The organism is Micromonospora fiedleri, assembly GCF_016774385.1.
Lineage (GTDB): Bacteria > Actinomycetota > Actinomycetes > Mycobacteriales > Micromonosporaceae > Micromonospora > Micromonospora gifhornensis.
Genome location: NZ_JAETXL010000009.1, coordinates 241293 through 262333 on the forward strand (window position 1 = coordinate 241293; position 21041 = coordinate 262333).

Here is a 21041-nt window from a genome sequence, read left to right on the forward strand (position 1 = left end):
TGGTGGGGTGGGTCGGGCCACCCCACCACGCGGTCACCTCTCGCCCTGCGCCCGATCCGGCGCGGCGGGTCGGCGTTCCCGCTCGACGATCGCCCGTACCGCGGGTGCGATCTCGGCGCCGAAGTGCTGCGTCATGCTCGGGTCGTCGCCGCCGATGATGAAGGCGCTGACGCCGTGCCGCAGGGCCAGGTCGGCGATCTGCTCGACCCAGGCGTCGGCCGGGCCGTGAAGCAGCCCGCGCGGCGCCGACGAGAACTGCACATTCATGAAGTTCATCAGCCGTCGTACGGCGGCCGGGTCGCGACCGGCGTCGTGCGCCGCGGCGTCGATCCGGGCGTTGAGTTCGGGCAGGGAATCGGCTCCCCGGGGCAGGTACTCGATGGTGGGCAGCCAGCCGTCGCCGACCGCGCCGGTGAGGGCGAGCATCTTCGGCTTGTACGCGCCGACCCAGATCGGGATGTCGTGGGCGGGCCGCGGACCACGTCGGGCCCCCTGCACCGAGTAGTACCGCCCGTCGTAGCTCACCTCGCCGGGGGCGTCGGTGTCCCAGATCTCGCGGATGATCTCGATGCCTTCGCCCAGCGCGGTGACGCCCTGGGCGGCGCTCAGCCGCCGTCCCCCCATGGCGGCGATGCCGTCCCAGAACGCACCGGCGCCGATGCCGAGTGCGAAGCGGCCACCGCTGAGGATGTCGAGCGAGGCGGCGGCCCGGGCCAGCACCGCCGGCGGCCGCAGCGGCAGGCTGGCGACGTTGGCGTTGACGTGGATGCGCTCGGTGCGGGCCGCGGTGAAGGCGAGCAGGGTCGAGGTGTCCAGGAACGAGGGCTGGTACGGGTGGTCCTGAAAGCTGACCAGGTCGAGACCGGCCCGGTCGGCGGTGACGGCCAGGTCGACAACCTGTCGGGCCTGCTGCGCGACGGGCGTGGCGAAGACGCCGAAGAGCAGGTCGTGTCCGTAGTCGGTCATGCGTGTGCCTCCTGCACCGCTGTGGGGTCGACGCTCGGGTCGATGTTGAAGTTGTCCCGGAAGAGGTTGTCCGGGTCGTACCGGCGTTTCAACGCGCGCAGGCGCTCCAGCACCGGTGCCGGGAAGGCGTCGAGCAGCCGCGCCGGGCTGCGGTCGGTCTCGAAGCTGAGGTAGAGCCCGTCGAAATGCCGGCGCAGTGGCTCCCACACCGCGGTCAGGCGCTTGTCGTTCTGGCCCATCGCGGCCAGTTGAAAGGCCGGGGTGCGGTGGGTGAAGGCGGTGTCGTCGGGTGCCACGTCGGCGATCGCGCCGCCCATCGCCCGCAGCTCGAAGAAGTAGACGGCTCCGCTGCGCAGCATCGCGGCGGCGTCGCGGGCGAACTCGGGGGTCAGGGTGGGCAGGAACGCCGACCGGGAGTTCGGCTCACCGAAACCGTGCTGGCCGTCCGGTCCGACGTCGGCGGCGCTTCCCATCACGCCCGCGTACGGCGTCATCACCACCTGCTGGCGGGCGAGCATGCCGAGCTCCAGGAACGGTGTCAGGCGCGCCACGACGATGTCGGGATCCGGGTTGTCGACCACCGCGAAGAGTTGGACTGTCGAGAGGCCGTCGCGGGGTTGCCCGGTGACGAGGAAGACCGTCGTGTCCCTCGGCGCGGCACTGGCCAGTTCGCCGTAGCGCCGGAGCGACTGCTCAATGTCGGTGGAGACCAGGGCGAGCTGCGCCCAGCCGACCTCGCCCACCTCGTCGACCTCGAACTCGAACGAGGTGGCGATGCCGAAGTTGGCACCCGCGCCCCGTACGGCCCAGAACAGCTCCGGGTGCTGCTCCCTGCTCGCCCGCACCTGCCGTCCGTCGGCGAGCACGAGGTCCACCGACCGGAGATGATCGATCGTCAGGCCGTGGTTGCGGGAGAGCAGGCCGATCCCGCCCGCCGTGGCGAGCCCGCCGACGCCGACCCCGCCGTAGTCTCCCGAGCCGAGGGCCCACCCGTGCGGGGTCAGGGCCGCGGCGACCTGCTTCCAGGTCGCGGCGGGACCGGTGCGTACGAGCCGGCGGGCGGGGTCCACCACCTCGATCGTGTTCATCGCGCCCAGGTCGATCACCAGGCCGCCACGGTTCGTCGAGCGGCCACTGATGCCGTGGCCGGCGCTGCGGATGCCCAGCGGCAGGTGCCGGTGTCGCCGGGCGAACTCGATCGCGTCCGAGACCTCCGCCGGTGTCCGGGGTCGCAGCACGAGTCCGGGCGCCCCACCGCGCAGGTAGGTCGAGGACAGGGTGCGGTAGGGCGGGTCACCGGGCTCGACCGCCGTGCCGGCGAGTGACGCTGGTACGCCGTCGTAGTCGATGGCCGGCTTGCGGTGCGCGCGTACCGCCGCCGGACGTCGGCGTACCCCGGCTCGGTCGTCGCGACCGGCGACCAGCGCGGCGAGACGCTCGACCTCTTCGCGCGATTGCACCGGGACCACGACGGGCAGATCGGTATCGGCGGCGCCGGCCAGATCCTCCGGCGTCGCGTCCCGTGGCGCGACGACCCAGCCCGCCGGGTCGCAGATGAGCCGACCCGGCGCCAGGACGTCGAGGCTGTCCTCTGCCTTGGCCTGGACCTTCGGGTACGGCGCCTCGGGGTCGGTCGGATCGGGTGGTGACGTGCCGCCGCCGGGGACGCCGATGGTGATCCGGCTGGTCGATCCGGCGAGCCAGACCGCCGCCGTCCACGGGTCGAGGCCGGTGGACCGCTCCGCCGTCGCGTCGGCGACGACCACCAGGTCAAGGCCGCGTTCCTCGGCCAGGCGGGCCAGCGCGACGGTCTCCTGCGGCGCGTGGGCCAACCGTGACACGTCGAGAGCGATGCCGATCTCCATGACCATTCCTCATCCCGGACTCGTGCCCGCGAGGAGTCGCCTCCGCGCGGTCTGACCTCTGTCGCAGCCGGCCCTCGGCGGGCGGGTGCCGCTGTCTTCGCTCAGTGAAATGCTCGGCTCTGCCGATAATATTTCAGACAGATGGTCGTCACGCCAAAATTTGTGACGCAGGCCGACCGCCGGTACGAGGACTAGTAGTGCTTTGTTAGGTTGGGACGAGTTGGCGGCAGAGGGGGCAGAACCCGAGCCAGGTCGCGAGTAGGTACTGCAGTTGCCGCAGGACGGCGTACAGGCTCAGGTCTGCCCCACTGCTTTTGGGCGCGCCAGCCGCAGTTGGGTGAGGAACAGTTGGGCGGCCGCGGCGAGGGTGACGTGGCGGTGCCAGCCGATCCAGGAGCGTCCTTCGAAGTGGTCGAGGCCGAGGGCGGTCTTGAGTTCGCGGTAGTCGTGCTCGACGCGCCAGCGGCTCTTGGCCAGGCGGACCAGTTCGGCAAGTGGTGTGTCGGCGGGCAGGTCGGACAGCCAGTAGTCGCTGGGTTCGTCCTGGCCGGGAGGCCACTGCACGAGCAGCCAGCATTCGGGCAGGACACCGTCGTCACCGCGGTGCGGTCCGCGTCGGACGGCCCGGCCGGCGGGGCGCACCCGCAGGGCGAAGAAGTGTCCGGACAGGTCACCGACGGGCCGGTCGGGGTCGCGGTCGGGTGCGGGTAGCCGGGCACGCCAGCGCACCAGACGCGCCGCGTCGGCGCCGTGGGCGAGGGCCAGGTCCTTCAGGCTGCGAGCAGGGTGGGGGTACTTCGGTGTGGGATGGGGGCCGACTCCGGCGTAAGGGACCTCGACGGGCTGGGCGTCACCGGGTTGAGCCGTGGTGCTCGACGTGGTCGCCACGATGTAGCTGATGCCGCGTTCGGTCAGGCCCTGACGGAACTCCGCGACCTGGCCGTAGCCGGCGTCCGCGGTCAACAGCGGCGGACGCAGCCCCCATACGGCCAACTCGTCGAGCATTTCCAGGGCCATCAGCCACTTCGGCCGGTACCGCTCGGCGTCGGGGACCTTCGATGCCGTGCGCCGCCGGCGGATCTGGTCGATCTGCTCGGCAGGCGGCACCTGCACACGCACATGTGGTTTCTTCGCCCCGGCCTGGTCGCGCGTGACCGGCTGCTGGCGCAGCCTGCGGGCGTGCGCGTTCGCGGGCTTGCCGTCCGGGCCGGGGACGCAGGTGTCGTCCCATGACTCCGGCACGAACAGCCGCCAGTTCAGCACCGCCGAGGCGGCGTCGGTCGCCGCGTGGACGCTGACGGCGATCTGGCAGTTGGCGACCTTGCCGAGCGTGCCGGAATACTGCCGGGCCACACACGCCGATGCCTTGCCGTCCTTGGGAAACCCGGTGTCGTCCACCACCCACACCTGCGGCGCCACCAGGTCGACCGCGGCCGCCGCCAGCCGCCGTCGTACACCGGCGACATCCCAGGTCGAGGAAGTCAGGAACTGCTGCAACTGCTGGTGATCGACCCCGAGTCGTCCGGCCATCGGCTGCATCGACTTACGCCGGCCGTCCAGCATCAGCCCACGCAGATACCGCAGACCGGTTGCTCGCTGGTCCGACCGCCGCAACCCCGCGAACACCCCTGCCGCGAAGTCCTCCAACTGCGCCCGCACCCGAGCGATTTCCCGCTCATCCACGCACGCACCCAAACACCAGCACGACGCTCATACAAGCGACACGCCACAACGACCTAACAAAGCACTACTAGTGCCCTGACCGCACACAGACGGGCGCGTCGGCTCCCTTGTCCAGTGATTCACTGCTTTACTATGGTCCTAGTAAAGCAGTGAGGAGTCACCCGTGTTCGTCTTCCGGCTCGACACCCGCTCCGGGGTGCCGCCGTACCTGCAACTCGTCCAGCAGGTCCGCCAGGCGGTGCTGCTCGGCTTTCTCCAACCCGGTGACCGCCTTCCGCTCATCCGCGAGGTGGTCGAGGACCTGGCGATCAATCCGAACACCGTCGCCAAGGCGTACCGGCAGATGGAGCAGGAGAACCTGGTCACCGGTCGGCCCGGCCAGGGCACGTTCGTCAACGCACAGCAGTCGGCCGCGATGTCGGCAGCGACGTACACCTCGCTGCAACGCGGCCTGGCGACCTGGCTGCGCCGCGCCTACGCGGCCGGCCTCGACGAGCAGGCGGTCACCGCGCTCTTCACGTCCGTCCACCAGCAGACGAGGAACGAGGACGTGGCGTGACAGGGACCGAGTTCGCGCTGCGCACCGACGGTGTGGGCAAGCGGTACCGGAAGGGTTGGGCGTTGCGCGACTGCACCCTGGCCCTGCCGGCGGGCGGCGTGATCGCCCTGGTCGGGCCGAACGGCGCGGGCAAGACCACGCTGCTGCGTCTGGTCGTGGGGTTGCTGGCCCCGAGCACCGGCACGGTGGAGGTCCTCGGTCACGACGTCACCGCCAGCACCCCGCAAACCCTGTCCCGGGTGGGGTTCCTGGCCCAGGATCATCCGCTGTACAAGCGCTTCACGGTCGCCGAGATGCTCCGCTTCGGCCGGGCCTGCAACCTGCGGTTCGACCAGGGGCTGGCCGAGCGCCGGCTGGCGAAGCTGGGTATCCCGCTCGACCGTCGGGCCGGCACGCTCTCCGGCGGGCAGCAGGCCCAGGTCGCGTTGGCTCTGGCCCTGGCGAAGCGGCCGGACCTGCTCGTCCTCGACGAGCCGGTGGCCAGCCTCGACCCGCTGGCCCGGCACGAGTTCCTCCAGGTCCTGATGGGCGCGGTGGCCGAAGGCGGGGTGACCGTCCTGTTCTCCTCCCACGTCGTGCACGAGCTGGAGCGCGTCTGCGACCACCTGGTCGTGCTCAACCGTGGCCGGGTCACGCTCACCGGTGACATCGACACCCTCCTCGCCGAGCACCGGCTGCTCGTCGGCCCGCGTACGGCCACCGACCTGGACCGGGCCGGCACCGTCGTGCAGGCCGTCCACAGCGACCGGCAGACGACCCTGCTGGTACGCGACGGCGGGCTCCCGGCCGCGCCCGGCTGGCAGGCCCAGCCGGTCGCGCTGGAGGAGCTGGTGCTGGCGTACCTGCGTCGGCCGTCCGAGCCGAACGCCGCGGTCACGTCGGAGGTGGCGGCATGAGGTGGTTGATCTGGCGCCAGCACCGCACCGAGGTCTGCGTCCTGGGTCTGCTCGTCGGCCTGTTCGGCGTCGCCCTGCTCGTGCTCGGGACACAGGCCCACGACCTGTTCCCCGGCGGTCCCGCCCGCTGTGCGGGCGAGGCCGGTGTCGACGAGGCCTGCACAGCCGCCTTCCGCAAGCTCGACGAGGAGTACGGGTACCTGGAGAACCTCCTGGCGGCCTTCTACCTGGTCCCCGTCGTCGTCGGTGCGTTCCTCGGTGCGCCGCTGCTCGCGCGCGAACTGGAGGAGGGCACCTGGCAGCTCGCCTGGACGCAGGCCGTGCCGCGGATGCGCTGGCTGGCGGCCAAGCTCGCGGCACTGGCCGGCGTCACCGTCGCGCTCACCGGGATGTTCACCGCGGTGCTCACCTGGTTCCGTCAGCCGTTCGACGCCTGGGAAGGGCGGTTCCAGTACGACGCCTTCGACCTGGAAGGGCTCGTGCCGATGGCGTACGCGCTGTTCGCGTTCGGCGTCGCCACCGCCGCAGGGGCGATCCTGCGGCGCAGCCTGCCCGCGTTCGGCGTCGCGTTCGGGGCGTTCCTCGCTGCCCGGATGTCGGTGGCGCTGCTGGCCCGCCCCGCGTACGCCACGCCGCTCACCACCATGGCGCCGGTCCCCGTCGGCGGCTCAAGAGAGCAGGCGGGGCACAGCGTCGCCGACTGGACGATCGAACGCGGCTACGCGGACGCCACCGGGCGCAGGCTGAGCTCGACCGAGTACTACGAGCTGGAGGAGGCCGCCAACCAGGCCGGCACCAACGTCAACCAGTTCCTGCACGCGCGGGGCATCCAGCAGTTCGGGGTCTACCACCCGGCCGACCGGTTCTGGACGTTCCAGTTCATCGAGGCGGCCCTGTTCGTCGCCGTCGCGGCGATCCTGATCGGCGTGGTGGTGTGGCGGGTACGGCGCCGCTTGATCTAGGGCCTGACGCTGACGGGTCAACGGCGCATTCGTTGCTGGACCCAGGTGGGCATCGTGCTGCGGTAGTCGGCGCTGATCGACTCGAGCGCTTCGACCCCGCCTGCGGTCGGCAGGTGGGTGCAGCCGGCGAGCCGGTGCACGGTCAGGTCGTCGGTGGCGGCGGCGCGCCGCCACACGGCGATGCTGTCGTCGGCGGGAGTCCACTCGTCGGCCTCGCCGTAGAACAGCAACGTCGGGCAGCGCACCTGCGCGATGACCGGCTCCGGGTCGTAGTCCATGTCCGCCCAGGTGCCGGGATGGTCGCCCAGGTCGCGTGGGACGTAGGCGAGCGGAAACCACGGCCGGTCGGCGTACCTGTCGATGACCGCCTGCGCGGTCGTGCGATCGAGGTGCCCGCGTACGACGTTCTCCAGCGTTTCCCGCAGGCGGGTCAGGTCGTCGAGTTCCGCGCTTGCGTAGCCGTTGAGGAGCAACTGCTGCGCGGTCCCGTACCGCATCTGGGCCGCCGGGCTCACCCCGCTCGCGGCGACCAGCACGAGGAACGAGATCAGCTCCGGTCGACGGGCCGCGACCGCGGACGCGGGCCAGGCGCCCTGGCTCCACGCCCACAACCCCACGGGAACGTCACCGATGTGACGACGCACCTGGGCGACGGCCGCCAGGGCGTCGTCGGCCTGGACGGCGTACGGCACGTCGCCCCGCTCACGCGGACGACGATCGAAGCGCAGCACCGCCACACCGGCCGCCGGAAACACCCGTGCCAGGTGTTCGTAGAGGAAGTACGAGCGGCGCGGCTCGCCGGAGCCGTGCAGGACGACGATCGCGCCGCGCGCCGGCCCGTCCGCCGGCACGTCAAGCGTGGCCGGCAGGGACACATCGCCGGCATCGACAACCAGCTCCATGGGGTGAGTCAATCAGGAACCGGCGGCACCGCTACCAGCCGGGGCATCAGGCGTACGGAGGACGCATGGCGAAGGTCATGATCATTGGTGATGTCGGCGGATGCGCCGACCGCAGTGGTCACCGTTGGTGTTCGACGACGCCACCGTACTTACCTGACCGCAGCAGACCATCTGTCGTGCGTTTCACGGTCGGCAGCATGTGGAGTGTTCACCGGCCGGCGGTGGGGAGGTCCGCAGCGCTGATCACCAGGCATCCGAACATCTCGCTGAGGACGCTCTGCTGGTGTGTCGTCAGCGGGTTCACGAAGACCGCGACGCCGATCTGCGCAGCCCGGCATGCTGTCGCGATCTCGCGTGCCTTGCCAGGGCTGAGCAGTGTCCGGCGGGAGTACGGCAGACTCATCTTCGCCGCACCGCCATGTGAGACACCGCGCCGCTGGACGTGCCGACTCACGACCCGCCCACCGTACGCCTGCACCGACGTCGCCAGTAGATCGAGCTTCGCGCCGACCCCTGTGTCCTTCGCCGAGAACAGGCCCACGAGCACCACGTCGGCGCCCGCCAGCACGGAGGCCGGTGGCCTGGGGGGATCTCGCCGCACGTGGTCATGGTGCCAGATGGCGCTCGGCATGCGCCGCGCCGCCGTGCGATCCGGTTTCGCAGGCGGATTCCCGAAAGCCGACCGGTTGTGGTGGCCCCGGGCGGTCAAGGCCCGGGGCCACGGTTGCCGATTCGCGTCGGGTCACGATCCCCCCTGATGCGCTGCGGCCGTACCGGCTCTCAACCCCTCGTGCCAGTGCCAGAGTGCTGCGGTGCGGACTCTGGGCGGGCTTGCGCATCCCCCGTTTCGTCCCCTCCGCGATCGGCGTTCACCGCCCCGACTGTGCGGTATGTGGCGTCGACATACCTGATGTCGGGTTCACCTGTTGCTTCACTTTGGTTGTCCGCTACGGTGTCACTGCCACAACAGTGGTCGGGTGCGGCCAAGTCAAACACGTGAGCAGCGCCTATCGGAGAGAGACAACCCCACGCGGTCGGCTATTCAGCAGTTGGCGAACTTCTTCCGAGTACAGCCGAACTATTTCTTCGACTCGGTCGCACCGGACGTTGTCAGCGCGAACGTCGAGATGGAAGCCGATCCTGACCTTGAGACCATCACGGTGCTCGCCCGACGGATGCCTGCCGGGCCGTCTCGGGCGAGCCTGCGCGCGATAGTCGAACAGGTCGCCGCACTGGAGGCGCAGAGCAAGGCATCGGGTCGGCGAAACCAGCCAGAATAGGCCGCCGGCCTAGCGCAGCAGACCGAACGTCGGCACTGCGACGAGCAGGCCGACGATGGTGCCGGCGAGGACCTGACCGGTGGTGTGCTCGCCCAGGCGGACCCGTGACCAGCCGACGAGCGCCACTACGGGCACCGACACGAGGAGCGTCGGACCGAACTCGATCACAAGTACTGCGGCGGAGCCCGCGGCTACCGCCGCGTGAATGCTGAGCTTCCAGATAAGGTTGACGACGGTGACTGCCACGCCGATGGCGAGCATCACGACAACCATGGCGAGGAGTCGTCGGGGAGCGTCGAAGCTGACCATCAGGGCAATGCCGGCGATGACCGACAACAATCCGTAGACCAACGGGGTACGCCGCTGCTCGCGGACCCGAATGTGATGGTCCGTCAGCCGACCACGACGTACGCCCCACCAGATCAAGCTGTTCGGGATGACGGCGCAGAAAAGTGCTCCGGTCAGTGCCCATGGCAGGCCTTCACGGATCGACGGAGCGCTGGCGGTTCCGACCACAATAGGCATGACGGCGGCCAGGAGGGCAGGCGCGAACACTTCGGTCGCGATGCGAGCCACACGGTGGGCCGGTCGTCGAGCCTGACTGCTGATGGCTACGCTCACATCTGCATTCTGCTCCCAGCGGTGGAATCTCCACGACCCATCGCTCGGCGGAACTCCCCGGAACCGGCTTCGTCTGGCTAAGCTGCCAGCTTGCGTCTGCCACTGTTGTGGTCGTGCGCTCGGCTGAACAGTCGAGCGCCCTACCAGGACATCCTGAACAAACGGCAAGACGGTGTTCCGGTGCGGCCCTGGAGGCGGTACGGCATCGTCGCATTCAGTTCGTCGCCATGAGCGTCGAGCAAACGGAACCGTGTGGACTGTGGGTGGCCACGGGCGAAACCGACTATGTCCTCTACGGCCGCGACTCGCCGCCGATTCTCCGGCTCCAGACGATCCTGCACGAGCTGATGCACATCGCACTGCGGCATGCCGGCCATGCAGCTCTCTCGTGGGGGACAGGCCAGGTCGCCGGCTTGCTGCTCAGCGCTGGTGCGGCGTTCGGCGCGGCGTTCGTTGCGCACAAGGCGCTGTTCCTCGGACTGAAGTTGGCCGACCTCGCACCTCCGTGGCCAGAGCCGGTGGTGACTCAGACGCTTGTCACGTTCTCGGTGGTGTTGATCTGTTCGAGCTTCGTTCTGGCGACGTTGTGGAAGGCGGTGGACGGCGTTCGAGCCTGGCCTCGTCGAAGCGCGATGTACCGGGACCTGCATGCGCTGTGGTATCTGCTGTACCAGGCGGTTCCGGACATCGTGCTGGTGACGCCGCGGCGGCCCAGGCGTGATCCATGGTGGGTGTTCGGCGTGGAGCAGCGGCTGTACCGGCGATGTGTGGAGATCGGTGATGGCATCCAGGCCCTGGGGCCGCAGGACGCCCAGGTGAGGGCCGTCGCTTCAGGCCGGGCGGCTGAACTCGGCTGGGACCAGGCCCGGGCGGCAGCGGCTGGTGAGGCGGCGGCGATTCTGGTTGCCGTACGGCGCCTTGAACAAGGTCGTGTCGTTCGGCGTGAGGTTGAACCTGACCTTGAAGCCACAGCCGGCGAAGGTTGCACACGTCGACGTCGAGGCCGACGCCCGTAGGCTGGCGTTGATATCGATCTCGTTGTCTGAGCCATTGGTACGTGAAACCGTCGCCCGATTCTCCAGTGAGCCCGCCTCCGAAGAGAGGGCGAGGCCCTGACGTTGCCGGAACGGGGGAGTTCCCGCGGGGCTTCGACCAGAGGTCGGGTGGAGGTTTCCCATTGCTGGGGGTACCGGCTGCCGTCGTGAGCCCGAGCTGACGCCCTGGGTTATCATTGCCGCTCAGGCGCTGCCCGTTCCCCCGTGCGGGCAGCGCCTGCTACGTACTGCCTGGACTTCGATGGATTGTCCTCCGGGGACCGGGGAGTGGCGTGACCACCGAGCATGTGCGTGATCTTGCGGCAACCGCCGTTGTTTTCGGCTTTTTCGCTTCGAGTTGGTTCGGCTGGGCTCAGGAGGCGCCCCCTCGCCGGTGGCGTGGACTCCTGGCGGTCGGCTCGGTGGCCAGCATCCTTACGGCGGTCGCCGGTGGCTGGCTGACCTGGCGACACTGGCACGACGGCACCGCGTTCGACGAGACCACCAGCCGCGCGTTCGGCGTGGTTGTCGGCATCGAGTTCGGTACCGCAGCTCTCGGATCCCTTCTGCTCGTTCTCCGAGCCCGGCGGGACCTCATCCCGGTGTGGATCGCCTTCGTCGTGGGGGTGCACCTCTTCCCGGTCGCCGCCCTCATCGGCTATCCGATCATCTACGTGGTTGCCGCGCTCATCACGGTCGCCGCGCTCGCCGCGTTCCCGATTGCCCGTGCCCGGAAGCTGACGGTGAGCGCCGTTGTCGGCGCGCCCGTCGGACTGGTTCTGCTTGCCGCGGCTCTCTTCTCCGTCATAGCCGCTGCCGTCACCGGCTCATGAGTGTTTCATCCGCTCCTGCGGGGTTGGTTCCCGAGCTTTGTCGGGTGTGCTGAGCGGGTCCTTCGGGCGTCCAGCGGGGGTGCCGGCTGGTCGGGTGGTGTCAATGGGCACCTCCAGCACTGTGACGTGGTCGCCGTCGGCGTCGCTGAGGTGGTCTTCGACGGTGGGGCCTGCGATGGCCAGGTGATGACGGTGCAGCCAGGCGAAGAGGTGCTGCCCGGCGTCGATGATGCCGGTGGCGGGTGGGATGACGGCGCGTACCACCGTGCGGGCCGGCAGCGTGAGCCGCTCACCGGTGCCTCCGGTGTCGACAGCGGCGCTGAAGCCGCCGTGGGGGAGTGCCCGTAGCCAGGTCAACAGCGTGGTGGTGGGGTACGCGGCGCAGACGGTCGCAAGTTCGCCGGGGTGGGTGACTTCGAGGTGGCGGACGCGCAGGTGGCGGGTGCCGACGGTGGCCTGTTGTGGTAGGAGCGGCGCGGGTGTGGCGAGGTAGTCCTCGGCGCGGTCCGCTGTCTGGTCCAGGGCCGTGATGTGTCGGCGGATGCCTGCCACTGTTTCGCGTGCTGCTTGCCGCACGTGTGCCTCGGGTGCGTCGATCAGGTCGGCTATGTCGCGCAGGGACAGGCCGAGGCGTTGGAGTCCGCGGATTCGTTCCAGTCGGGACAGCGCCGCGACGCCGTACCAGCGGTAGCCGGACGTACGGTCGATGGCCGTCGGCACCAGGAGCCCGATCTTGTCGTAATGGCGCAGGGCTCGTTCGTTTGCGCCGGTCATCCGGGCGAGTTCCCCGATTCGCCACATGCTTGACCTTCTCCCTGCGGCAGAGTTCTAGCGTCGCCCACCATGACACTGGCTGACAATGACCCGGGTGCGCGGCTTGCCGGCATGCTCCTTCTGATCTCGTTGGTGGCGATCCTGACCGCAGCGGCGATTGTGGTGCCATCGGGGCTGACCCTGAATCCGGCCGATCCGGCCACCACATTGACTGCCGTACGCGATCACGTCGGGCTGCATCTGACCGAACTCGCGTTCGACGTACTCGGCTGGCTGGCGTTGACCGCGGCGGGACTGGTGCTGGCCGGCAAGCCCGACGTGATGGTCAGGCCGCACCTTGCCGTACTCGCGGGTGGGTTGCTGGCTGCCGCGGGGCTGGCGGGCCTGCTCCACGACGCCGGCAACCTCGCGGTGACCCAGCTCGCCGCGACGCCGGCGGACACCGTCGCCGATGTGGCAGGCGCGGTGTTGCTCACCGCGAAGTGGACGGTCAATCTCGCTGGGCTGCTCTGGGCGGCCGCCGCCGCGGTCACCGCGATCAGCGTCGATCTACCGGACCGGCTCCGCCGCGCCGGAGGGCTCGCCGCACTGGCTGGCCTCGCCGCCGTCGCCGTTCCGTGGACCACCGGGACCAACGGCATGTCACCAACGTTGGAACATCTCGGCTACGCCCTCCAGCTACCCGTCATGATCTGGTACGGATTGCTGGGCTGGCGGCTCGTACGGCGCCGGTGACCAGCCATCCTCGTCCTGCGCCCGGGTGAACCCGTCGGTGCGCGGGACGAGGATGGCTCGGCAGTTGTGGGATGTCAGCTTGCGGTGCAGGTGGCGGTGGTTCCGCTGCCGTTACCGGCGCCCTGGAATCCGAAACTGGTGCTCTGACCTGCGGCCAGTTGTCCGTTGTACTGCTCGTTCGTGACGGTGACGGCGCCGCTCGTACCGCTGCGGACGCCGTTCCAGACGTTGACCACCGACGCGCCGCTCGGCAGGTTGAGGGTGACCCGCCAGCCGTTGAGCGCGGTGGTTCCCGCGGTGACGGTGACCTGGGCGACGAATCCACCGTTCCACTGGTCCTGGACGGTGTAGACCGCGGTGCAGGAGGACCCAGCAGGCGGTGGGGTGGTGGGCGGCGGCGTCGTGGTCGGGGGTGGGGTCGTGGGCGGTGGGGTGGTGGGCGGCGGGGTGGTCGGGGGTGGGGTGGTGGGCGGAGGCGTGGTAGGGGGAGGCGTGGTAGGCGGTGGGGTGGTGGCCGGCGGACCGCCGTCGAGCGTCAGCTTCCAGCCTTCAAGCATGCCTGCGTACGAGGCGACGTTCTGGATTCGTAGCTTCCAGGTGCCGGCTGTCGGCTTGCTCGACAGGTCGGCGATGAAGGCTTCGCGGGCGTTTGCCCGATACGACCCGACGAGGCTCTCCTTGAGCAGGAAGGCCTGTCCGTCCGGTGCGATGAGGGAGAGCCGCAGGTCTCGGTTGTACTGGTGACCGATGTTGGTTTCGATGTAGCTGGTGGTCGATGGTGCCCGGCCGCAGTCGGCCACGTTGATCGGCGATTCGATCGTGCCGTTCTCCGGGATCCGTACGTCGGCGGTGGCGATACCGCCGCAGGCCGGCGGCGGGAGGTCGACGCCCGCCAGGTTGAGTGTCCACGAGTCGAGGAACCCGGTGCCCTGGTACATGTTGTCACTGACGTAGAGCTGCCAGGTGCCGTTCGCCGTCTCCGAGGAGAAGTCATAGGTGAATGTGTAGTCGACGCGCTTGGCGCCTCCGCCGGTGTGATCCAGCAGGTAGTACCAGGTGCCGGCGGGCGAGATCAGCCGCACGTCGAGTTCGCTGATGTTGGCGTGGCCGATGTGCAGCTCGATCGTGCTGTTGCGGGCGGCGCGACCGGCGCAGTCGGTGATGGTGATGGGGGCGTACAGGTTCTGGCCCTCGCTGATCACCCGGTCGGTGCCGTCCGAGGCGACGCAGCCGGGCGGGTTGTCGATGCGCAACTGGTACGCCACCGGCCGGATCGCGTCGGTTCCGGTGCCGATCACCGAGATGGTGTAGCTGCCGGCCAGCATCGTCGCCGCGGTGCTGACCGTGAGTGTGGTGCTCCCGTTCGAGGAGATGCTCGCCGGCTGGAAGGTGGCCGTCACCCCCTCGGGCAGACCGCTGACCGCCAGGGAGACCGGCTGGGCGACACCCCGGGTGACGGTGCCGGTGATCGTGGTCGAGACGGAGCCACCGGGCGTGACGGTGCCGCTGGCCGGGGTGGCGGTCAGCGTGAAGTCGTTGGCCGGCACGGTGGAGTTGACGTGGAGCAGCCGGTTCGGTGAGCCGATGCCCGGGTCGGTCACCACGCCGGGGGTGGCGTTGTCCAGGAGCGCCTGGGTCACCTGCGCCGGGGTGTAGGTGGGGTTGTTGGCGAGGATGAGCGCGGCGGCCCCGGCGACGTGCGGGGCGGCCATCGAGGTTCCGGAGGCGGTGCGGGTGGAGGTGTTGCCGTCGATATAGGCCGAGGTGATGTCGACGCCGGGTGCGAACAGGTCCACACACGGACCGATGTTGGAGAAGGGTGCGCGGGTGTCGTCGGGGCCGGTGGCGGCAACGGTGATCGCCTCGGGGACGGAGGCCGGGGTGGTCGTGCACGCGTCAGTGCCGTTCTCGTTGCCCGCCGACACCGCGTAGGTGACGCCGTCGGCGATCGACCGTTGCACGGCCTCGACCATGGGTTGGTACGCCGGGCCGCCGAGGCTCATGTTCGCCACCGCCAGTTCCCCGGGGTCGTGGTCGCCGGTCACCCAGTCGACCCCGGCGATCACCTGCGCGGTGGTGCCCCGGCCGCTGCAGTTGAACACGCGTACGGCCACCAGTTGCACGTCCTTGGCCACGCCGTAGGTGGAGCCGCCGAGCGTGCCGGCCACGTGGGTGCCGTGGCCGTGGCAGTCGTTGGCGTCGGCGTCGCCCTCCATGAAGTCCCAGCCGGACACGGCCCGCCCGCCGAAGTCGGTGTGCGCCACGTTGATGCCGGAGTCGATGACGTACGCCCGTACGGCCGGGGTGACCCGGGGGTAGGTGAACGAGTTGTCCAGCGGCAACGATCGCTGGTCGATGCGGTCCAGACCCCAGGACGGGGTGGGGCTCTGCACGTCCGACACAGAGACCGTGTGGTTCTGCGTCACCGAGGCCACGGCCGGGTTGGCGGCGAGCCGACGGGCACCGCGTTCGGAGAGTCGGACCTCGAAGCCCCGCAGGGCGTGCCGGTATACCAGGCCGACGTTGCCACCCTGTCGTACGGCGAGGTCACGGGCGGTGCTGTCCACGGCCTGGGCCCTGACGGCGGTGTCCCGCAACACGACGATGTAGGAGTCGGTCACCGCGCTCGGGCCGCCGGCGGCGAGGATCTGCCCCTCGGCCGGGGCTGTCACCGCGGGTACGGCGGCCGCGGTGAGGGCCAGCACGATCGCTGCGGCCACGATGCCTGAGCGGAGCAGGGAGCGCCTGCGTTGTCTAGCCGGTGTCATGTCTACCTTCCCTGGCGAGGGCCACGCGCCCAGAGCCGACCGCGTGGGGATCGCCCGGCGCTCGTCGGCGAACGACCACCGGAGACGTCGGTCGGTGGGCCCCGGTGTGAGAGGGGGGTGCCCCTTCGGTCGACTGTGGCTCAGCACGGTCGCGAAGTGACCTGCGTCGATATCACAATCCTTCATGATTGTTTCGCTGTCAACGAAAGATTCTGTGGGTGAGACCAACGACGAAGCGGTCAGCGGCTACGAGCGCGAACCTGATCGACATGCCCCACCGGGGGCGGGCCGGCGGCCGTCCTGGCGAAGCGGCGGGCCAGGTGGTCGAAGGCATCGGTGAGCTCGGCGGGGCCGGCGACCTCGATCTCGGTGTCGAAGCGGGCGAGGGCGGCGGCGAGGCTGGGCCAGGACCAGGAGCCGAGCGTGAGCCGGCAGCGGCCCGGGCCGACCTCCTCGACGATCCCCTCTCGGGTGTAGCGGGCCACGGCGGCGGCGGGCAGGTCGAGGATCACGGTGCCCTGGCAGGGCCAGCCGGTGGTGCCGTCGTCCGCGCCGTGGAACCTGCCGGTGACGAAGGTGGTGACATCGCCGCCGGGTAGCTGCCTGGGCGTGAAGCGGGGTCCGTTGGGGATGCGCAGGCTGATCCGCTCGACGCGGAAGGTGCGCCAGTCCGACCGGTCGAGGTCCCACGCGACGAGGTACCACCGCCCGTCCCAGGTGATGACGTGGTGTGGCTCGACGCGGCGCGGCGGCTGCTCGGCGGTCTCGGGGCCGTAGTCGAAGCGGAGGATCTCGCGCGCGTGCACGGCGGAGCTGATCGCCAGGAGCACGCCGGTGTCGATCGGGGCGGCTGGTCGGGTGGCAGGCCGGTCGACGGCGGTGATCTGGAGAGCCTTGACGCGGTGCCGCAGCCGGGACGGCATGACCTGCCGGACGGTGGTCAACGCCCGGGCTGCCGCTTCCCCGGCGCTGTCGCCCCGCGTGGTGGCGGCGATCTGCAACGCGACGGTGAGAGCGACGGCCTGCTCGTCATCGAACAGCAGCGGCGGGAGCTCGGTGCCGGCGCTGAGCCGGTAGCCGCCATCGGGGCCCTTGACGGCGGCGATGGGGTAACCGAGCTCGCGCAGCCGGTCGACGTCGCGGCGCACCGTCCGCAGGCTGACGTCGAGCCGCTCGGCCAGCAGCGCGCCCGGCCACTCGCGGCGCGTCTGCAGCAGCGACAACAGCGCCAGCAGTCGCGCGGAGGTCTTCGGCATGGGCGTGAACCCTAGCCGCAGTAGGTGACACAACCTGTCACCACAGTCGTCGAATCTGGGGGACGACGCCGGTCGGACGCGCCGACCGGGATTCTCACCAGGAGTCTCATGAGCATCACCACTACCGCCCACCTCAATTTCCGGGGCAACGCCCGGGAGGCGCTGGAGTTCTACCACTCGGTGTTCGGCGGCGACATCATGATCGTCACGTACGGCGATTTCGGGATGCCGAAGGAGTTGCCCGACGCCGGCAAGGTCGTCTGGGGGCAGGTCACGGCCGCCGACGGCTTCCGCGTCATGGCGTACGACGTGCCCGGCCACGCTGTCGCCGACGGCGCGCCGCAGCCCTCGACTCGCCGCGAGAACGGCATGACGCTGACCGGCGAGCCGTTCTTCCTGTCCGTCCGCGGCGAGACCGTCGAAGAGGTCGGCGCGCTGTGGGAGAAGCTGGCGGACGGCGCCACGGTCATCGAGGCGTACGGCCCGGCGCAGTGGGCGCCGGCGTTCGGGATGCTGACCGACCGCTTCGGCATCACCTGGATCCTCGACGTCGCCGCACCGTACGCCCACGCCTGATCATCGCCGGTCAGCCTGCCGCTACCGCTACCGCCGCACGTCAGGGGCGGTAGCGGTAGCCCATGCCGGGCTCGGTGATCAAGTGTCGTGGTCGGGCGGGGTCGGTTTCCAGCTTGCGGCGAAGCTGGGCCATGTACTGACGCAGGTAGCCGGTCTCGTTCTGGTACTCCGGTCCCCACACGTCCTGCAGCAGTTGACGTTGGGTGATCAGCTTGCCGGGGTGGCGCAGCAGTCGTTCGAGGACACCCCACTGGGTGGGGGTGAGTCGGACCTCGGTGCCGTCGTCGCGGGTCACGATCCGTTCGGCGAGGTCGACCGTGTGCCGCCCCACGCGTGCCTGGCTGCCCGCCCGGCCGTCGGCGGTCTCAGCGGTGGTGTGGCGGCGGGTGACGGCGCGGATGCGGGCGAGCAGCTCGTCGACGCCGAACGGCTTGGTCACGTAGTCGTCGGCGCCGGCGTCGAGGGCGGTGACCTTGTCGTCGCTGCCGGCCCGGCCGGAGAGCACGATGATCGGTACGCCGGTCCAGCCGCGCAGCCCTCGGATGACGTCGACGCCGTCGAGGTCGGGCAGGCCGAGGTCGAGCACGACGAGGTCGGGCGGATGCCGGGCAGCGGCCTTGAGGGCGTCGGTGCCGGTGGCGGCGACCTGCACGTCGTAGCCACGGGCGCGCAGGTTGATGCCGAGGGCGCGCAGGATCTGCGGTTCGTCGTCGACGACGAGAATCCGGTTCATGCCGGCGGTCCCTCCATGGCGGTCACGGATGCGGCGGCGGGCAGCCGCAGCACCATGGTCAGTCCACCACCCGGGGTGGTCTCGGGAGTGATGCTGCCGCCCATGGCTTCGGCGAGGCCGCGGGACAGGGCGAGGCCGAGGCCGACTCCCGCGGTGTTGTCCCGGTCGCCGAGGCGCTGGAACGGTTGGAAGACGTGTTCCCACTGGTCGGCGGGGATGCCGGGGCCGTGATCGATGATCCGCAGCTCGACCTGGCCGGCGTGGGCGCTGGCGGTGACCAGCGGCGGCCGGTGCGGTGGACTGTGTCGCAGGGCGTTGGCGACGATGTTGACCAGGACCCGTTCCAGCAGGCCGGGATCGGCGGTCGCGGCCGGCAGGTCGGCGGGGATGTCGGTGCGGACCCCGGCGGCGGGCGGCCCGAGTTCGTCCAACGCCCGAGGTACGACGTCCTCCACACCGATGGCGACGGCGTGTACGCCGAGGGCCCCGGCCTGTAGGCGGCTCATGTCGAGCAGGTTGGCGACGAGTCGGCCGAGCCGATCGAGGGACTCGTCGGCGGTGGCGAGCAACTCGTCCCGGTCGGCGGCGTCGAACTCGACGTCGTGACTGCGCAGGCTGGACACGGCCGCCTTGGCCGAGGCGAGCGGCGTACGCAGGTCGTGGCTGACCGCGGCGAGCAGCGCGGTGCGCATCCGGTCCGCCTCCGCCAGCGGCCGGGCGGCGGCGGCCTGCGCGGCCAGGCGTTGCTGACGCAGCGCGACGGCGGCCTGGGCGGCGAAGGCCTCGACGACGCGCCGATCGGAGGCCGCCAGCCGGCGGCCGCAGAGCACGACGGTGAGTCGGTCGTCCACCGGCACGGCGGTCTCGCCCGCACCCGGACTCGTCGCCGGCGCCTCGCCGACGCTGGCGACAAGCCGCCAGGCCGCCTCCTCGCGAGCCCGGTCGGGCCGACCGTCGGCCGCATCCACCAACTCCAGCACGCTCACCGCACGCAGCGCGAACGTCTCGCGGAGCCGATCCAGCAGGGCGGTCAGCGGGCGCTGGCCGCGCAACACGCTCCCGGCCACGGTGGCCAGGGTCCGCGCCTCGGCGGAGGCCCGGGCCGCGTCCCGGGTGCGGCGGGCGGCCATGTCGACGACCCCGCTGACGGCGACCGCGACGCCGACGAAGACCGCCAACGCGAGCAGGTTGTCGGCCCCGGCGATGGTCAACGTGGCGAAGGGCGGCGTGAAGAACCAGTTCAACAGCAGCGAACCACCGAGTGCGGCGAGCAGCGCCGGCCACAGCCCACCGACGAGCGCGACGCCGACGACGGCGGCGAGGAAGAGCAGGATGTCGCTGGTGAGGGTGAGATCCGGCAGCGCTGTGAGCGATGCGGTCAGCGCCGGCATGCCGAGCACGGCGAGTGCGAAGCCGAGCAGCCGGCGGCGCCGGGACAACGCCGCGGGCACCCCGGCCGTACGCCGACCTCGCCCGGCCTCGGGGTGGGTGACCAGGTGGACGTCGATGGGCCCGGACAGCGCGGTGGTGGTGACCCCGACCCCACGGGAGAACACCTGGGCGAAGCGGCCCCGCCGGCTGGCGCCGAGGACGAGTTGGGTGGCGTTGACGCCGCGGGCGAAATCGAGCAGCGCGGCCGGGACGTCACCGCCGAGGACCTGGTGGTAGGTGCCGCCGAGGCTCTCGACGAGCACCCGCTGCCGGGCCAGGTGGGCGGGGTCGGCGCCGGCGAGGCCGTCGTTGCGGGCCACGTGTACGGCGAGCAGATCGGCGCCCTTGCTGCGGGCGGCGATGCGCGCGGCCCGGCGGATCAACGTGGCGCCCTCCGGGCCGCCGGTGAGCGCGACGACCACCCGTTCGCGGGCCTCCCAGGTGGCCGAGATGCCCTGCTGGGCGCGGTACGCGTCGAGTTGCTCGTCGACGGTGCCGGCGAGCCAGAGCAGGGCCAGCTCCCGTAGCGCGGTGAGGTTGCCGACCCGGAAGTAGTTCCCCAGCGCCGCGTCGATCTTGTCCGGTGGGTAGACGTTGCCGTGCGCCATCCGCCGCCGCAGCGCCTCGGGGGTCATGTCGACCAGTTCGACCTGCGCGGCGGCCCGCACGATCTGGTCGGGCACGGTCTCGCGTTGGGTCGTGCCGGTGATCTGGGCGACGACGTCGTTGAGCGACTCCAGGTGCTGGATGTTGACCGTGGACAGCACGCTGATCCCGGCGTCGAGCAGTTCCTGGATGTCCTGCCACCGCTTCGCGTGGCGCGACCCCGGCACGTTGGTGTGGGCCAACTCGTCGACGACGGCGACCGCGGGGTGACGGGCGAGGACGGCGTCGAGATCCATCTCCTGGAAGGTGCCACCCCGGTAGGTGGCGGTGCGGCGGGCGATCACCTCCAGGTCACCGATCATGGCGGCGGTGTGCGGGCGGCCGTGGGTCTCGACCAGGGCGATCACCACGTCGGTGCCGCGTTCGGCGCGCCGCTGGGCCTCTTCGAGCATGGCGTACGTCTTCCCGACGCCGGGTGCGGCACCGAGGTAGATGCGCAGTTCCCCTCGCGGCACAGCAGTGGTCCTCTCCACATGGTCGGCGGCCGGGGTACCGGTGCCG

At 70.4% G+C, this 21041-nt stretch carries 19 protein-coding genes; 8 read left to right on the forward strand and 11 right to left on the reverse strand.

The features are described from left to right. Positions 1-33: 33 nt before the first annotated feature. The 3 genes from JMF97_RS24545 to JMF97_RS24555 form a co-directional block, all read right to left on the reverse strand. Positions 34-966: an LLM class flavin-dependent oxidoreductase gene (locus JMF97_RS24545; RefSeq protein WP_203223652.1), complete on the reverse strand. Its 933-nt coding sequence runs from the start codon at positions 964-966 to the stop codon at positions 34-36. Then, positions 963-2831: an LLM class flavin-dependent oxidoreductase gene (locus JMF97_RS24550; protein ID WP_203223653.1), complete on the reverse strand. Its 1869-nt coding sequence runs from the start codon at positions 2829-2831 to the stop codon at positions 963-965. Before JMF97_RS24550 ends, JMF97_RS24545 begins: the two co-directional genes overlap by 4 nt. Before the next feature lie 294 nt (positions 2832-3125). Further along, positions 3126-4514: an IS701 family transposase gene (locus JMF97_RS24555; RefSeq protein WP_203220259.1), complete on the reverse strand. Its 1389-nt coding sequence runs from the start codon at positions 4512-4514 to the stop codon at positions 3126-3128. A gap of 163 nt (positions 4515-4677) precedes the next feature. Between JMF97_RS24555 and JMF97_RS24560 the strand changes: the two genes are divergently transcribed. The 3 genes from JMF97_RS24560 to JMF97_RS24570 are packed head-to-tail and all read left to right on the forward strand — an operon-like array spanning position 4678 to position 6931. Beyond that, complete coding sequence (locus tag JMF97_RS24560; RefSeq protein WP_203223654.1) at positions 4678-5073, forward strand: GntR family transcriptional regulator; 396 nt, start codon at positions 4678-4680, stop codon at positions 5071-5073. Further along, on the forward strand, positions 5070-5969 hold the full coding sequence (locus tag JMF97_RS24565) for an ABC transporter ATP-binding protein (protein ID WP_203223655.1): 900 nt from the start codon (positions 5070-5072) through the stop codon (positions 5967-5969). The genes JMF97_RS24560 and JMF97_RS24565 overlap by 4 nt, the downstream gene beginning before the upstream one ends. Beyond that, positions 5966-6931, forward strand: a complete 966-nt coding sequence (locus JMF97_RS24570; RefSeq protein WP_203223656.1) for an ABC-2 membrane transporter-related protein — start codon at positions 5966-5968, stop codon at positions 6929-6931. Before JMF97_RS24565 ends, JMF97_RS24570 begins: the two co-directional genes overlap by 4 nt. 17 nt (positions 6932-6948) lie before the next feature. On the opposite strand, the gene JMF97_RS24575 is transcribed toward JMF97_RS24570, so the two are convergent. Both JMF97_RS24575 and JMF97_RS32090 read right to left on the reverse strand, forming a co-directional pair. Beyond that, positions 6949-7833, reverse strand: coding sequence for an alpha/beta hydrolase (locus tag JMF97_RS24575; protein WP_203223657.1), 885 nt, complete (start codon positions 7831-7833; stop codon positions 6949-6951). 208 nt (positions 7834-8041) lie between these two features. Beyond that, a complete protein-coding gene (locus tag JMF97_RS32090; RefSeq protein WP_203223658.1) occupies positions 8042-8434 on the reverse strand; it encodes an HflX-like GTP-binding protein in 393 nt (130 codons plus the stop codon). A 448-nt stretch (positions 8435-8882) separates the two neighbouring features. Between JMF97_RS32090 and JMF97_RS24585 the strand changes: the two genes are divergently transcribed. Beyond that, the gene (locus JMF97_RS24585) at positions 8883-9113 is read left to right on the forward strand and encodes a hypothetical protein (protein WP_238360031.1); all 231 of its coding nucleotides are present in this window, start codon (positions 8883-8885) and stop codon (positions 9111-9113) included. A gap of 9 nt (positions 9114-9122) precedes the next feature. Here the strand turns inward: JMF97_RS24585 and JMF97_RS24590 are convergent, their stop codons facing one another. Beyond that, positions 9123-9689, reverse strand: coding sequence for a phosphatase PAP2 family protein (locus JMF97_RS24590; RefSeq protein ID WP_203223727.1), 567 nt, complete (start codon positions 9687-9689; stop codon positions 9123-9125). A 272-nt stretch (positions 9690-9961) separates the two neighbouring features. Here JMF97_RS24590 and JMF97_RS24595 point away from each other — a divergent pair, with 272 nt between their 5' ends. Beyond that, the gene (locus JMF97_RS24595) at positions 9962-10750 is read left to right on the forward strand and encodes a DUF6545 domain-containing protein (protein WP_203223659.1); all 789 of its coding nucleotides are present in this window, start codon (positions 9962-9964) and stop codon (positions 10748-10750) included. Positions 10751-11061: 311 nt separating this feature from the next. Next, entirely contained in the window at positions 11062-11601 is a 540-nt protein-coding gene (locus JMF97_RS24600; RefSeq protein ID WP_203223660.1) for a hypothetical protein, read from the forward strand. Here JMF97_RS24600 and JMF97_RS24605 read toward each other — a convergent pair. Continuing rightward, positions 11596-12402 carry a MerR family transcriptional regulator gene (locus JMF97_RS24605; RefSeq protein WP_203223661.1) on the reverse strand — a complete coding sequence of 269 codons (807 nt, stop codon included), beginning with the start codon at positions 12400-12402 and terminating at the stop codon, positions 11596-11598. The two genes, JMF97_RS24600 and JMF97_RS24605, sit on opposite strands and share 6 nt — an antisense overlap. Before the next feature lie 42 nt (positions 12403-12444). Between JMF97_RS24605 and JMF97_RS24610 the strand changes: the two genes are divergently transcribed. Beyond that, positions 12445-13110, forward strand: a complete 666-nt coding sequence (locus tag JMF97_RS24610; protein WP_203223662.1) for a hypothetical protein — start codon at positions 12445-12447, stop codon at positions 13108-13110. Positions 13111-13184: 74 nt separating this feature from the next. On the opposite strand, the gene JMF97_RS24615 is transcribed toward JMF97_RS24610, so the two are convergent. After that, the gene (locus tag JMF97_RS24615) at positions 13185-15830 is read right to left on the reverse strand and encodes a S8 family serine peptidase (RefSeq protein WP_307817095.1); all 2646 of its coding nucleotides are present in this window, start codon (positions 15828-15830) and stop codon (positions 13185-13187) included. Positions 15831-16117: 287 nt separating this feature from the next. After that, positions 16118-17134: a helix-turn-helix transcriptional regulator gene (locus tag JMF97_RS24620; RefSeq protein ID WP_203223664.1), complete on the reverse strand. Its 1017-nt coding sequence runs from the start codon at positions 17132-17134 to the stop codon at positions 16118-16120. 108 nt (positions 17135-17242) lie between these two features. Between JMF97_RS24620 and JMF97_RS24625 the strand changes: the two genes are divergently transcribed. Then, positions 17243-17710, forward strand: a complete 468-nt coding sequence (locus JMF97_RS24625) for a VOC family protein (protein WP_203223665.1) — start codon at positions 17243-17245, stop codon at positions 17708-17710. Positions 17711-17750: 40 nt separating this feature from the next. On the opposite strand, the gene JMF97_RS24630 is transcribed toward JMF97_RS24625, so the two are convergent. Both JMF97_RS24630 and JMF97_RS24635 read right to left on the reverse strand, forming a co-directional pair. Beyond that, positions 17751-18443 (reverse strand): response regulator, encoded by a 693-nt coding sequence (locus JMF97_RS24630; RefSeq protein WP_203223666.1) that lies wholly within the window; start codon positions 18441-18443, stop codon positions 17751-17753. Further along, positions 18440-20995, reverse strand: coding sequence for a sensor histidine kinase (locus JMF97_RS24635; protein WP_203223667.1), 2556 nt, complete (start codon positions 20993-20995; stop codon positions 18440-18442). The genes JMF97_RS24630 and JMF97_RS24635 overlap by 4 nt, the downstream gene beginning before the upstream one ends. Positions 20996-21041: the final 46 nt, after the last annotated feature.

Coding starts and splice junctions, on each gene's coding strand:
- JMF97_RS24545 (WP_203223652.1), bottom strand. CDS start 966: ATGACCGACTACGGACACGACCTGCTCTTCGGCGTCTTCGCCACGCCC.
- JMF97_RS24550 (WP_203223653.1), bottom strand. CDS start 2,831: ATGGAGATCGGCATCGCTCTCGACGTGTCACGGTTGGCCCACGCGCCG.
- JMF97_RS24570 (WP_203223656.1), top strand. CDS start 5,966: ATGAGGTGGTTGATCTGGCGCCAGCACCGCACCGAGGTCTGCGTCCTG.
- JMF97_RS24575 (WP_203223657.1), bottom strand. CDS start 7,833: ATGGAGCTGGTTGTCGATGCCGGCGATGTGTCCCTGCCGGCCACGCTT.
- JMF97_RS24595 (WP_203223659.1), top strand. CDS start 9,962: ATGAGCGTCGAGCAAACGGAACCGTGTGGACTGTGGGTGGCCACGGGC.
- JMF97_RS24605 (WP_203223661.1), bottom strand. CDS start 12,402: ATGTGGCGAATCGGGGAACTCGCCCGGATGACCGGCGCAAACGAACGA.
- JMF97_RS24610 (WP_203223662.1), top strand. CDS start 12,445: ATGACACTGGCTGACAATGACCCGGGTGCGCGGCTTGCCGGCATGCTC.
- JMF97_RS24620 (WP_203223664.1), bottom strand. CDS start 17,134: ATGCCGAAGACCTCCGCGCGACTGCTGGCGCTGTTGTCGCTGCTGCAG.
- JMF97_RS24625 (WP_203223665.1), top strand. CDS start 17,243: ATGAGCATCACCACTACCGCCCACCTCAATTTCCGGGGCAACGCCCGG.
- JMF97_RS24630 (WP_203223666.1), bottom strand. CDS start 18,443: ATGAACCGGATTCTCGTCGTCGACGACGAACCGCAGATCCTGCGCGCC.